This is a genomic window from Pseudomonas sp. MF6396, assembly GCF_002018915.1.
Classification (GTDB): domain Bacteria; phylum Pseudomonadota; class Gammaproteobacteria; order Pseudomonadales; family Pseudomonadaceae; genus Aquipseudomonas; species Aquipseudomonas palmensis.
This window is the reverse complement of the sequence record NZ_MVOK01000009.1, coordinates 78699-90709: the sequence shown is the minus strand read 5'-3', so window position 1 is coordinate 90709 and position 12011 is coordinate 78699. Positions and strand designations below refer to the sequence as shown.

At 68.1% G+C, this 12011-nt stretch carries 12 protein-coding genes; 1 reads left to right on the top strand and 11 read right to left on the bottom strand.

The annotated features are described in order from the left end of the window. Positions 1 to 80: 80 nt before the first annotated feature. The 3 genes from MF6396_RS11475 to MF6396_RS11465 are packed head-to-tail and all read right to left on the bottom strand — an operon-like array spanning position 81 to position 2872. Positions 81 to 428 (bottom strand): cupin domain-containing protein, encoded by a 348-nt coding sequence (locus tag MF6396_RS11475; RefSeq protein WP_043861356.1) that lies wholly within the window; start codon positions 426 to 428, stop codon positions 81 to 83. 9 nt (positions 429 to 437) lie between these two features. Further along, positions 438 to 1844: an NAD(P)/FAD-dependent oxidoreductase gene (locus MF6396_RS11470; protein WP_078480349.1), complete on the bottom strand. Its 1407-nt coding sequence runs from the start codon at positions 1842 to 1844 to the stop codon at positions 438 to 440. Next, positions 1841 to 2872, bottom strand: coding sequence for an ABC transporter substrate-binding protein (locus MF6396_RS11465; protein WP_078480347.1), 1032 nt, complete (start codon positions 2870 to 2872; stop codon positions 1841 to 1843). Before MF6396_RS11465 ends, MF6396_RS11470 begins: the two co-directional genes overlap by 4 nt. Before the next feature lie 176 nt (positions 2873 to 3048). Between MF6396_RS11465 and MF6396_RS11460 the strand changes: the two genes are divergently transcribed. Next, the gene (locus MF6396_RS11460) at positions 3049 to 4530 is read left to right on the top strand and encodes a PucR family transcriptional regulator (protein WP_078480346.1); all 1482 of its coding nucleotides are present in this window, start codon (positions 3049 to 3051) and stop codon (positions 4528 to 4530) included. A 3-nt stretch (positions 4531 to 4533) separates the two neighbouring features. Here MF6396_RS11460 and MF6396_RS11455 read toward each other — a convergent pair whose 3' ends face one another. The 8 genes from MF6396_RS11455 to MF6396_RS11420 all read right to left on the bottom strand — a co-directional run bounded on the left by MF6396_RS11455 (position 4534) and on the right by MF6396_RS11420 (position 11996). Further along, positions 4534 to 5472, bottom strand: a complete 939-nt coding sequence (locus tag MF6396_RS11455; protein WP_078480344.1) for a LysR family transcriptional regulator — start codon at positions 5470 to 5472, stop codon at positions 4534 to 4536. A gap of 27 nt (positions 5473 to 5499) precedes the next feature. Further along, on the bottom strand, positions 5500 to 6474 hold the full coding sequence (locus MF6396_RS11450) for a quinone oxidoreductase family protein (protein ID WP_078480343.1): 975 nt from the start codon (positions 6472 to 6474) through the stop codon (positions 5500 to 5502). Positions 6475 to 6598: 124 nt separating this feature from the next. Next, positions 6599 to 6907, bottom strand: a complete 309-nt coding sequence (locus tag MF6396_RS11445) for an AzlD domain-containing protein (protein WP_043861362.1) — start codon at positions 6905 to 6907, stop codon at positions 6599 to 6601. Next, entirely contained in the window at positions 6897 to 7613 is a 717-nt protein-coding gene (locus MF6396_RS11440; RefSeq protein WP_043861363.1) for an AzlC family ABC transporter permease, read from the bottom strand. The genes MF6396_RS11445 and MF6396_RS11440 overlap by 11 nt, the downstream gene beginning before the upstream one ends. A 161-nt stretch (positions 7614 to 7774) precedes the next feature. Beyond that, positions 7775 to 8272, bottom strand: a complete 498-nt coding sequence (locus MF6396_RS11435; protein WP_078480341.1) for a VOC family protein — start codon at positions 8270 to 8272, stop codon at positions 7775 to 7777. A gap of 37 nt (positions 8273 to 8309) precedes the next feature. Continuing rightward, positions 8310 to 9248 (bottom strand): DNA-binding transcriptional regulator DsdC, encoded by a 939-nt coding sequence (gene dsdC / locus MF6396_RS11430; protein ID WP_054914605.1) that lies wholly within the window; start codon positions 9246 to 9248, stop codon positions 8310 to 8312. 14 nt (positions 9249 to 9262) lie between these two features. After that, positions 9263 to 10615: a D-serine ammonia-lyase gene (locus tag MF6396_RS11425; RefSeq protein ID WP_078480340.1), complete on the bottom strand. Its 1353-nt coding sequence runs from the start codon at positions 10613 to 10615 to the stop codon at positions 9263 to 9265. A 37-nt stretch (positions 10616 to 10652) separates the two neighbouring features. Further along, positions 10653 to 11996: a GntT/GntP/DsdX family permease gene (locus MF6396_RS11420; RefSeq protein ID WP_078480339.1), complete on the bottom strand. Its 1344-nt coding sequence runs from the start codon at positions 11994 to 11996 to the stop codon at positions 10653 to 10655. Between the last annotated feature and the right edge of the window lie 15 nt (positions 11997 to 12011).

The window sequence follows — 12011 nt, the reverse complement described above, 5'->3', positions numbered from 1 at the left end:
ACGCGCATCATCGCAGATTCGCTGCCCACCGCCACTACCGCACGCCCGATCCCGGAGGATCAGGCAGGACTATCGGAGCATTAACCCAGGATCAGGTAGGTCTTGCGTACCGTCTGGCGCACGTCCCAGGTGCCCTGGCTGTTGGCGGCAAAGTACAGCGCATCGCCGGCACCGAACGGGATCGGTTCGCCACCCTCGGGGGTGAAGCTGCCCTCGCCGCTGATGATATAGCTGTACTCGGCCTGCACCACCTGGCGCCGGAAGCGCCCCGGCGTGCATTCCCACAAGCCGGTGCTGGCGCCCTGCCCAGCCAGCTCCTGGTGCAACGCGGTACGCGCCATGGCCACCGGCTCGCCCAGGGGGGCGCCGACTGCCGCGCTGGGGCCGAAGGCGGTGTCGTCTTCAAGGTGAATCAGTACAGGGTTCATGTGCAGTCCTCAGGATTTGTCTTCAAGCCCGGCCGGAGCCAGGCGGGCCAGCATGCAGTCGAGACGGCCGGCGGTGTGGCCGGCCATTTCGGCGCGCTCCTTGCGTATCACGGCGTTGCGCACCAGCGAACCGCCCACATACCGCAGCGGCTCCGGCGGGAAAGCCTTGCAGCGGCGCCCCACCAGCGCACAGGTGCTCCAGGCATCCTTGCGCCCCAGGGCCAGGCTGGCCAGGATGCGCCCGCCCAGGCGGCTGGGGCCCACGCCGTTGCCGCTCCAGCCGATGCCGTAGTGGATGTTGCCCTGCTCGCCCAGGCCGCCGAAGGTCGGCAGGCTGTCGTAGGTGCGGTCGATGGGCCCCGACCAGGTATGGGTGATGCGCACGTCATCGAGCATCGGGTAGGTACGGCGCAGGTCGGCCTCGGTCAGCGCGATGCTGCCCGGGTCGTGGCTGAACACCGGCCCGATCCTGCCGCCGTAGGCTATCGCCCCGGTGCCCTTGCCGAAGGCGATACGGCCATCCACGGTGGTGCGGTAGTAGTCGACCATCAGTTGCGAATCGGTGATCGACTCGGCGCCGGTCCAGCCCATCTGTTCCAGGCGGGTCGCCACCGGCTCGGTGAGCACGATGGAACTGTTGACCGGGGTGATCAGGCGCGCCAGTTGCGGCAAGGCAGCCGCCCAGGCATTGGTGGCCAGCACCACCGAGCCGGCACGGATGCGCGCCTGCGGGGTCAGCACCTGCACCGGTGTGCCGGGCTGGATATCGCTGACCGCAGTACCCTCGGCAATCACCACCCCCGCCTCCAGCGCCACCCGGCGCATGCCGCGCACCAGGGCGCCGGGTTGCACGGTGGCGTTGCTGCGCTCGAACACGCCGGCCAGGTGCACCTTCGAGCCACAACGGCGCGCCACCTCGGCAGCCGGCACCCGCTCGAACGGCGTTACCCCAAGGCGGGCACAGGCGGCCAGCGTGGCGTTCCAGGTGTCGATGTGCGCGGGGCTGGTGGCCGTCCACAGCCAGCCCTTCTGGCGAAAGTGCGCGTCGATCTGGTGCTGCTGGCAGAACTCGCCCAGCTCGCTGATCGCGCGCTCGGCGCTGTGCCCCAGAAACAGCGCCTGCTCCGGGGTGCAGAAGCTCGCCAGGGTGCCCACCTTGGGCCACCACGACATCACGAAGCCGCCGTTGCGCCCCGAGGCGCCCCCGCCGCACACGTCCTGTTCCAGCACCATCACGCGGATATCCGGCTCATGCTCCTTGAGGGTCAGGGCGGTCCACAGGCCGACGAAGCCGCCACCGACGATCACCACATCGACGTCGTGCTCACCCTGCAGCGCCGGGCCGGGTTTGAGGCTGGGCTCGGCGCTTTCCAGCCAGTAGCTGCGTTTGAGCGGTGCGCTGGGGGTCAGTTTCATGAGCGTGCCGCCCAGGCGTTGAAGCGCTGTTCGAGCAGTTCGCCGTGGTCGGCCCAGAAGCTTGCGTTCATCGGCAACTGGCCTTGCAGGTTGGGGCTGCCGGTGGGCAGCTCGCTGACCCGCTGCTCGCTCAGCAGGACCAAGGCCTCGCGGTTGACCGGCCCGTAGGCGATCTGTTCGGCGTAGCCCTTCTGCTGCTCGGCCTTGAGGGTGTGGTTGATGAACTTCAGTGCTTCGTCGCGCTTCTTGGCCCCACGCGGGATGGCCCAGGCGTCCATGTCATAGATGCCGCCATTCCACACGATGCGCAGCGGGGTCTGGCTCTGCACCGCGCTGATCCGGCCGCTGTAGGCCGAGCTCATCACCACATCGCCCGAGGCCAGGTATTGCGGCGGCTGGGCGCCGGCCTCCCACCACTGGATGCTCGACTTGATCTGGTCGAGCTTGGCGAAGGCGCGGTCCTGGCCTTCACGGGTGGCCAGCAGGGTGTAGACATCGGCCGCCGGCACGCCGTCGGCCAGCAGGGCGAATTCCAGGGTATACATGGCGCCCTTGCGCAGCCCGCGCTTGCCGGGGAATTTCTCCAGGTTCCAGAAGTCGTCCCAGCTGGTGGGGGCCACCTTGAGCTTGTCGGCGTTGTAGGCGATCACCGTCGACCACACGAAAAAGCCCACGCCGCACGGCTGTACCGCACCGGGCAGCAGTTGCGCGGCCACGGCCGGGTCCGGGGCGAACTCTTCGAGCAGGCCTTCTTCACAGGCGCGTGCCAGCTCGGGCATCTCCATCTCGACCACGTCCCACGAGACGCTGCCGGTATCGACCATCACCTTGACCTTGGCCATCTCGCCATTGAACTCGCCGGCCGCGATGCGGGTGCCGGTCTGTGCCTGGTAGGTGTCATAGAAGGCCGCCACCTGTGCGGCCTTGTTGGCCCCGCCGTGGGACACCACGGTGAGGTCGGCCAGCGCCGATGTGCTGCACGCAGCGGCAGCGATCAGGGTGAGCGAAAAGGCCAGATTCTTGTGCATTGTTATGTTCTCCGGGTCGGGATGGCTCAGTAGGCCAAGTGTCGAGCCGCAGCCGGGTCGCCACAATCAGACGCAAACAAGATTCAGCCGCGCACCTTCATACGTTCGTACAAAGCCGTTCAAAGGCGCGCCATGCCCGGTTACACTGGCCGTCACCCTGCCCCGGAAGCTGCCCCATGGCCCTGTCTGTCAGCGACATCATCGCCCTGCCCGAACTGCGCACCCGCGTCATCAGCGGTGCCGCAGGGCTGGGCAAGCCGGTACGCTGGGCCCACGTGTGCGAACTGGCCGACCCCAGCGAATGGCTGGGCGACGCCGACCTGCTGATGACCACCGGCATCGGCATACCCGCCGATGCCGATGCCCAGCGCGCGTACGTGGAAAACCTCGCGGCCGCTGGCCTGGCGGGCATGATGATCGGCGAGAACATGCAGGCCCCGGCCAACCTCGAGGCCTTGATGGAGCGGGCCGACGCCCTGGACTTTGCGGTGATGTTCACCCACTACGGCGTGCCCTTCGCCGCCGTCACGCGGGCCATCGTCGATGCCGGCCAGCAGGAGGAGCAGGCGCGCCGCAATGCCATCACCCGGGTCTACGAAAGTGCCCGCATGAGCATCCAGGGGCTGGGCCTGGGCGCACTGCTCAAGCGCCTGGAAAAGGACGTGCAGGCGCGCCTGACCCTGCTCGACGCCGCCTCGCTCGCGCCCTGGCGCGACGCACTGGGCGGCCTGCCGGCAAGCCAGCGCCAATGGCTGGCAGCCCGCCAGCGCGACACCTCGGGCAACCGACCGGTGGTGCAGCGCCATGCGCTGGAGGCGGGCGAGCTGCTGGTGATGGCGCTGCCGTCCCAGGCCGACTGCCTGCTGGTGGCCGAAGGTGACGGGCTGCTCGACTACGGCCTGTTGCACCATGTGGTGGCGGTGCTGGGCATCGAGCTGGAGCGCCTGCGGGTCGACAACGAGCGCAACCTGCGCCTGGGCTCCGAGCTGCTGGACGACCTGTTGCAGCAGCGTCTGCCGGCGCATCAGGCACAACAGCGCCTGGCCGCCTTCGACATCGGCGCTGAACAGGCCTGCCTGCTGCTCGGCCGCGCCGCCGGGGTGTCACCGGCGGCCTGCGACGAAGCCCTGCAACGCGAGGGTCGTCGCGTGCTGATTCGGGTTCAGGGCGATGACCTGATCGTGCTCGGCGCCGCCGAGTGCATCCCGCAGTTGCAGGCGCAACTGCAGGCGCCGCGGGGGGTGAGCAACCCGCTGGGCCACGCCGGGCGCAGTGTCGAGGCGCTGCGCGAGGCGCGCCTGGCACTGGCCCACACCAGCGCCGCGCAACCGCTGGTGACCTACGCCCAGGCCGGCGCCAGCGTACCGTGGCTGGCGCAGAGCCTGGATGAAGCCGAACGTACCTTCCGCAACGTACTGGGCCCGCTGGCCGACTACGACAGCCAGCAGAACACCCAGCTGCTGCACACCCTGCAGGTGTTTCTGCAACACAACCGCTCGTGGCTGGCGGCGGCCGCGCAGCTGCACGTGCACAAGCAGACGCTGGTGTACCGCATGCGCCGCATCGAAGAGATCACCGGCCGCTCGCTGGACAGTACCGAGGACGTGGCCACGCTGTGGTTCGCCTTGCGCGCGGCGCGCATGGCGGGGCTGGCCTGAGGGCTAGGCGGCAGACGCCCCAGCGTGCTGCCATGGCGCCCCCTTGGCAAAGGCCGCCTCCATCCAGTGCTTGAACGCCAGGGTAGTGGCCGTGGTGAAGCGCGCCGAAGGCCGCATCAGGTAGATGCCCGACGCCGAGTCCAGCTGCCACTGGGGCAGCACGCGCACCAGGCGCCCCTCGGCCAGGTCCTGGTGCATCATCCAGTCGCCACCGGCCAGAATCCCCACGCCGCAGCGCGCCGCCGCCAGCAGTGCCTCGTTGTCATTGCTGATCAGGCTGCCCTGCACCCGCACCGTCTGCTGCCCGCCCTGCCCGTTCAGGCGCCAGTCGGGGAACGAACGCAAGCCGCTGAAACCCAGGCAATTGTGCCTGGCCAGGTCGGATGGCCGTTGCGGTGCGCCGTGACGATGCAGATAGGCCGGCGCAGCACACAGGATGCGCGTGTGCTCGCACAGCTTGCGCGCCACCAGCCGGTTGTCGGCCAGCTCGCCGACGCGCACGGCCACGTCGAAGCCTTCGCCCACGATATCGACGAAGCGGTCGGCATAGTCGACGTCGACGGTCACCTCGGGGTAGGCCAGGGAAAACCCGGCCACCAGCGGGCTCAGCCAGCGCCGGCCCATCGCCCCCGGCAGCGCCACGCGTAGACGCCCGCGCACCTGCGCCGCACCGTTGCAGGCCTCGAGTTCGGCCGTGCTGATCAGGCTGGCGGCATGCTGCAGGCGCTCCACCAGCCGCGTGCCCTCGTCGGTGAAGCGCAGTTGCCGGGTGGTTCGCTCCACCAGGCGGATACCCAGGCGCTGCTCCAGAGCCGCCAGGCGCTTGGACAGCACCGAGGCATGGCGTTGCAGCACCCGGCCGGCGGCAGCGAACGAGCCGTGCTCGTGCAGCGCCAGCAAGGTGGCAAATTCATCGGCCTGACGGCTGTCGAAAGGGTCCATCGGTGAGTTCGGCCTCGTGCGCGTCGGTCAGGGGATCAGCACGACCGCCCCCTGGGACCGGCCTTGCTCGATGGCAGCATGGGCGCTGGCCACGTCGGCCAGGGGGTAGCGTTGCCATATGTGCGGCTGGATGATACCCGCCGCCAGTGCATCCAGCACATCCTGTGCGCGCTGCTGGTACTCCTGGGGGCTGGCGGTATGTGCCGCCAGTGACGGCCGGGTGAGGAACAGCGAGCCCTTGGCGTTCAGCGTGCCCACCTCGACCGCAGGGGGCGCGCCGCTGGTGGCGCCGAACGACACCAGCGTGCCGCGCGGGCGCAGGCTGTCCAGCGACGCCTCCCAGCTCACCCGGCCGACCGAGTCGTAGACCACATCGACCTTGTGGCCCTGGGTCAGCTCGCTCACCTGGGCCGCCAACGTGGCTGCGTCGAACACCAGCACCGCATTGCAGCCGGCCGCCTTGGCGCGCTCGACGCTTTGCGCCCTGGACACCACACCAATCACATGGGCGCCCAGGTGCCTGGCCCACGGCACCATGATCTGCCCTACCGCCCCCGCCGCACCGTAGATCAGCACACGCGTGCCGGGGCCTACCGGGTAGCTCGCCTTGAGCAGGTACTGGGCGGTGATGCCCTTGAACAGCACGGCAGCCGCGTCTTCGAACGACACGGCAGCGGGCAGCCTGACCAGGCGCTCGGCCGGGTACAGGCGTGCACTGGCATAGCCACCCAGCGGCCCGGTGGCATAGGCCACACGGTCGCCCACGGCCACCTCGGTCACGCCCGCCCCCAGCGCCAGCACGGTGCCGGCACCTTCCAGGCCCAGCGCGGACGGCAAGGCAATCGGCACGGTGCCCTTGCGCTGGTTGATGTCCAGCGGGTTGACGCCGATCGCGGCCTGTTCAAGCCACACCTGGCCCGGGCCTGGCGCTTGCACGGCGCCGGCCTGAAGCTGCATCACCTCGGGGGCGCCTACCGCCTGGAGCGTGATTGAAGTCACCATGATGTTGCCTCTTGCAGTGGTTGAAGGTCTGCAAAGGCTAATTAGCGCACCCGTAAACGACAATACAGCGCCATTGCCGAACATATGTGCACCTGATGCAGCAATGCCAGGTGCCCTTCGCCCCCTACAGCGCCCGCACCAGCGCCGCTGCCACAATGCCTGCCGCAATCGCCGGCAGCGGCTTTTTCACCAGCAGCATCACCACCGCCGTGCTCAGCAGCGCCAGGCGTGCGCCGTTGTCGCCGTTCACCGCCAACGGCGTCAGCACCGCCACCAGCACCGAGCCGGACATCGCGCTGATGAACTGCTGCACGCGGTAGTTGATGGGCACGAACGACATCACGAACACACCCCCCCAACGGGTGGCCAGGGTCACCAGGCCCATGATCACCACCAGCAGCAGCGTGCCGGCGCCCGCAGTTTCAACGTTCATGCTTGTTCTCCATCCACACCACACCCAGAATGCCGCCCGCCAGCGCGCCCACCACCACGTGGCTGTTCTCCGGCAGGTACCAGTAGGCCAGCAGCGATGAACCGGCCGCCACGATCCAGATCATCAGCATGCGCAGGCTCTTGTGCCCGCCCAGCACCATCGCCAGCAGAAAGCAGCCCATCACCATGTCCAGGCCCAGGCTGACCGGGTCGTGGATCGCATTGCCGAAATGCAGCCCCAGCCAACTGCCCAGGCACCACGCCGACCACAGCGCGATACCGCCGCCCAGCACCAGGCCCAGGCCCGGCTTGCCGGCGTTCAATGCCTGCATGGCCATCGCCCAGTTGGCGTCGGACACCACCAGCATCACGCCGTAGCGCCGGGCAGTGGGCAGCTCGCGCAGCCAGGGGTACAGCGTGGCGCCCATCAGCAGGTGACGGGCATTGATGGCGAACACGGTGATAATCAGCGGCACCAGCGGTACCTGCTCGCCCCACAGTTCCAGCGCGGCGAACTGCGAAGCGCCGGCGAACACCAGTGCGCTCATCAGCAGGGTCGCCGCGTCCCCCAGCCCGGTCTGGGCTGCAGCGAGGCCGAAGGCCACACCGAATACCACGACGAACAGGGAAATCGGCAAGAGTTGCTTGAAGCCAGCCCAGACGTCGCTCCACGCAAGCCTGGATAGATGCTTCTCTACGGTTGACAAGGCACAGCCTCCTTCGTGTGGCGATCTTGTCATGCACCGGCCCGAAGGGGCGCATGCCGAACCGCTCGTTTTATAGTGACGCACGCGCGCGCTGGCGTGCGGGCGCTACTATGCCCGCACACACGCGCGTCACAAAGCCTGTTGTGCAGTTGTCGGCGAATTTACTCTCGCGTCGGTGCCTGGGGTCGCAAGGCGGCCTCGATGGCGGCGATGTCTATCTTGTCCATCTGCATCATCGCGTCGAAGGCACGCTTGGCCGCAGCCGGGTCGGGGTGGCTGATCGCGGCGGTCAGCGTGCGCGGGGTGATCTGCCACGACAGCCCCCACTTGTCCTTGCACCAGCCGCACACGCTGGCCTGGCCGCCGTTGCCGATGATCGCCTGCCACAGGCGGTCGGTCTCGGCCTGGTCGTCGGTGGCCACCTGGAACGAGAACGCCTCGCTGTGATGGAAGGCCGAGCCGCCATTGAGGCCCAGGCACGGGATGCCCATGACCGTGAATTCCACGGTCAGCACATCGCCCTGCTTGCCGGCAGGGAAGTCGCCGGGGGCACGGTGCACGGCGCCCACCGCGCTGTCGGGAAAGATGCTGGCGTAAAAGGTGGCAGCCTCCAGCGCCGCGCCATCGTACCAGAGGCAGATCGTGTTCTTGCTGTTCATCGTGGTTCTCCACAGAAAAGCGACAGACCTCTGCAGTCTAGTCGCCCGCGGCGCAACCCTTGAGCCAGTCGATCAGTACCTGCACCCGCCGGGGCAACGGGTCGCGCGGCGGGTGAACCAGAAAGTAGTCATAGCGCCCCGGCTGGGAAAACCCGCCGAACGGCAGCACCAGCTCGCCCTGGTCGATACGCGCCTGCACCAGGCGCTGGCGGCCGATGGCGATACCGGCGTGGTGGATGGCCGCCGTCACGCACAGGTCCGACCGATCGAAGGTCAGGCCGCGCTGCGGCAAGGCGTCCAGCAGCCCCTGCTGGCCAGCCCACAATTGCCACTCGGCATCGAACACCGCGTTCTCCCAGGCCAGTGCATCGTGCAGCAAAGTGCACTGGCGCAGATTGGCGGGGTTGTCGAACAGCTGGTGCAGCTCGGCATAGCGCGGGCTGCACACCGGGGCGATGGTCTCGCTCATCAGCGCATGGCTGACCAGGCCGGGAAACTCGCCATTGGCGTACAGCAGCGCCAGGTCGATGTTGTGCGTGCGAAAGTCGACCGCATCGTTGCCCACCCGCACGTCCAGCGCGATATTCGGGTAGCGCTGGTGGAAGTCGGCCAGGCGCGGCACCAGCCAGCATTGCGCTGCGGACGGGCGCGCGTACAACGCCACCGCCCCGCGCAGCTCGGCCTCGGGCGATGGCTCCAGGGCATCGCCCAGCTGCTCCATCACCCCCTGCAGTATCGCGAACACCCGCTCGCCCTCGGCTGTCAGGCGTATGCGCCGGGTCAGCCGCTCGAACAGGCGCAGCGCCAGGGCCTGCTCCAGGCGGGCGATACGGTGGCTCACCGCGCTGGGGGTCAGGCACAGCTCCTCGGCTGCCTGGGCAAAGCTCAGGTGCCGCGCCGCCACCAGAAAGGTGTGCAGGTTGGCAAATTGCGAGCTGTTCAGGCGTGCGCTCAAACGCGGGGGCAGGTTCAGCATCGGGGCAGGTTCCGCTAGTGTCCGGCCAGCAGTGTACGGCCCTGCGCCAGATACGCCTGCATTTCATCGTCCGGCACCATGCTGCCGCCGGTGCCCCACACCAGGTGCGTGGCATTGGCCAGGCGCTGCGCGCTCAGGCCCAGGCGCTGGCGATAGCCCTGCCGTTCCCCGGTCACCCGCAGGAACCCCGGCAGCCCGGCCAGCGCCGAGGGTTCCAGGCGATGGCCCTCGATGGCTTCAAGTTGCGCCAGTTGCCGATACAGCTGCTCGTCGGGAACGGTGTAATAGCCGTCGATCAGGCGCTGCATGGAGCGCCCGACAAACCCGGACGGGCGCCCCACCGCCAGGCCGTCGGCGGCCGTGCGGTTGTCGATGCCGAAGTCGTACACGCTGACCTGCTCGTGCAGCCCGGTGTACACCCCCAGCAGCATGCAGGGCGAATGGGTCGGCTCGGCGAACACGCAGTGCACCGCGTCGGCGAAGATCTGCTTCAGACCGAATGCCACCCCGCCAGGGCCACCACCAACGCCGCATGGCAGGTAGACGAACAGCGGGTGCTCGGCATCCACCCTGATGCCCGCCGCCTCGAGCTGGCGTTGCAGGCGACGCGCCGCCACCGCGTAGCCGAGGAACAGGTTGATGGAGTTTTCGTCATCGACGAAATGGCAGCGCGGGTCGGCCTCGGCCTGCTGGCGCCCCTGCTCCACCGCCACGCTGTAGTCGGACGCATACTCGATCACCTCCACCCCGCAACTGCGCAGGCGGTCCTTCTTCCACTGCCGGGCGTCGGCCGACATGTGCACGCTGGCCTTGAAGCCCAGGCGCGCACTCATGATGCCGATGGACAGGCCCAGGTTGCCGGTGGAGCCGACCGCCACGCTGTACTGGCCGAAAAATGCCCGCGCGCGGTCGCTGTCGAGGCTGGCGTAGTCATCCCCAGGCTGCAGGATGCCCGCCGCCAATGCGAGGTCTTCGGCGTGCTTGAGCACCTCGTAGATACCGCCGCGCGCCTTGATCGAGCCGGAGATCGGCAGCAGGTTGTCGGCCTTGAGCCACAGCGCGCCCTGCACGGGTACCTGCGCTTCGGCGCACAGCGCGGCCTGCACCTGCGCCAACGGCAGCAGGGGCGACTCGATGATGCCCTTGCTCACCGCCGTCTGCGGGAAGGCCGAGGCAATGTAGCTGGCAAAACGCTCCAGCCGCGCGCTGGCGTCGTCCACATCGGCCAGGGTCAGCGGCACGTCGCCCAGCGCCTGCGCTGTCGGGGCCAGGCCCGGGTTGAACCAGGTGGTCGGTTGCAGGCTCACCAGGTCGGTGATCAAGGGGTGGCTGTGTTGCCACTGGTCCAGGGTCTTGTCGTGAATCATGCGGTTCTCCAGAAAAGTGACGGTAGTACGGGCAGGCTCATACCCAGTGCGACAGCAACAGGGTCATGCCCAGGGCCACGACCGAAGCCAGCAGTGTCGCGGCGGTGAATTTTTTGAGCGCCTCGCCCAGCGACACGCCCAGGTATTCCTTGACCACCCAGAACGCCGAGTCGGTGACGGTAGTCCAGCCAATCGCGCCGGCGCCAATGGCAATGATCACGATCTCGCGGTTCTGCCCCGGCATCGCGTCCAGCAGCGGCAGCACCATGCCGGCGGCGCTGACCATTGCCACGGTGGCCGAGCCGACCGCCAGGTGCATCAGCCCGGCGACGAACCAGGCCAGCAGGATCGGGTTCAGGTCCCACTGCGACAGGGTGCTGGCCAGCACCTTGCCGACCCCGCTGTCGATCAGTACGCCATTGAAGGCACCGCCGGCACCGATGATCAACAGGATACTGGCCAGCGGGGTGAAGGAGCCGGCAGTCAGCGCCTGCAACCGCGCCATGCCCAGGCCACGGCGCAGGCCCAGTGCCCAGTAGGCGAAGCACACCGCGATGGCCAGGGCAGTGAGCGGGTTGCCGAGGAACATCATCAGCCGGTACAGCCCGGCCTCGGGCGCCAGGGTCATGCTGGCCAGGGTCTTGCCCACCATCAGCAGCAGCGGCAGCAGAATCACCAGCAGGGTCAGGCCCAGGCCCGGCATCGACTGGCCAGCGGCTGGCGTGGCGGCAGGCTCTGGCGCGGCCTGCGCGTCGGGCGCCGCGTGCCGCGGGCACACCAGCGTGGCCCATACCGGGCCGGCAATCACCGCGGTCGGCAGGCCGACGATCAGCCCGTACAGGATCACCTTGCCCACGTCGCCCCCCAGCAGCTGGGTGATGGCCATTGCCGCCGGGTGCGGCGGCAGCATGCAGTGCACGGTCATCAGCGATACGGCCAGTGGCAGGCCGACGTAGAGGATGTTGAGCCGGGTCTGGCGGGCCACCACGTAGATCAGTGGTATCAGCAACACGAAACCGACTTCGAAAAACACCGGTATGCCCACCACGAAGCCCACCAGCATCATGGCCCACGCCGTGCGCTGTTCACCCAGGGCGTCGAGCAGCGAGCGCGCAATGCGTTCGGCGCCGCCCGACACCTCCAGCAGTTTGCCCAGGATGCTGCCCAGGCCGATCACCGCCGCAAGAAAACCCAGGGTGCCGCCCATGCCCTTCTCGAACGAATCGGCGATGGCCGGCAGCGGCATGCCGGCCCCGGCGCCCACCACAAAACTGGCCAGCATCAGGGCCAGGAACGAGTGCACCCGAAACCTGACCACCAGCACCACGATCAGGCCGATGGCCGCCATCAATATCAGTAACAAACCTGCGTCTTCGTGCATGACTTCGCCTTTATT

What these genes read in the sequence shown, in the direction of transcription:
- MF6396_RS11475 (WP_043861356.1), bottom strand. Translation starts at nt 428, where the DNA reads ATGAACCCTGTACTGATTCACCTTGAAGACGACACCGCCTTCGGCCCC.
- MF6396_RS11470 (WP_078480349.1), bottom strand. Translation starts at nt 1,844, where the DNA reads ATGAAACTGACCCCCAGCGCACCGCTCAAACGCAGCTACTGGCTGGAA.
- MF6396_RS11465 (WP_078480347.1), bottom strand. Translation starts at nt 2,872, where the DNA reads ATGCACAAGAATCTGGCCTTTTCGCTCACCCTGATCGCTGCCGCTGCG.
- MF6396_RS11460 (WP_078480346.1), top strand. Translation starts at nt 3,049, where the DNA reads ATGGCCCTGTCTGTCAGCGACATCATCGCCCTGCCCGAACTGCGCACC.
- MF6396_RS11455 (WP_078480344.1), bottom strand. Translation starts at nt 5,472, where the DNA reads ATGGACCCTTTCGACAGCCGTCAGGCCGATGAATTTGCCACCTTGCTG.
- MF6396_RS11450 (WP_078480343.1), bottom strand. Translation starts at nt 6,474, where the DNA reads ATGGTGACTTCAATCACGCTCCAGGCGGTAGGCGCCCCCGAGGTGATG.
- MF6396_RS11445 (WP_043861362.1), bottom strand. Translation starts at nt 6,907, where the DNA reads ATGAACGTTGAAACTGCGGGCGCCGGCACGCTGCTGCTGGTGGTGATC.
- MF6396_RS11435 (WP_078480341.1), bottom strand. Translation starts at nt 8,272, where the DNA reads ATGAACAGCAAGAACACGATCTGCCTCTGGTACGATGGCGCGGCGCTG.
- dsdC (WP_054914605.1), bottom strand. Translation starts at nt 9,248, where the DNA reads ATGCTGAACCTGCCCCCGCGTTTGAGCGCACGCCTGAACAGCTCGCAA.
- MF6396_RS11425 (WP_078480340.1), bottom strand. Translation starts at nt 10,615, where the DNA reads ATGATTCACGACAAGACCCTGGACCAGTGGCAACACAGCCACCCCTTG.
- MF6396_RS11420 (WP_078480339.1), bottom strand. Translation starts at nt 11,996, where the DNA reads ATGCACGAAGACGCAGGTTTGTTACTGATATTGATGGCGGCCATCGGC.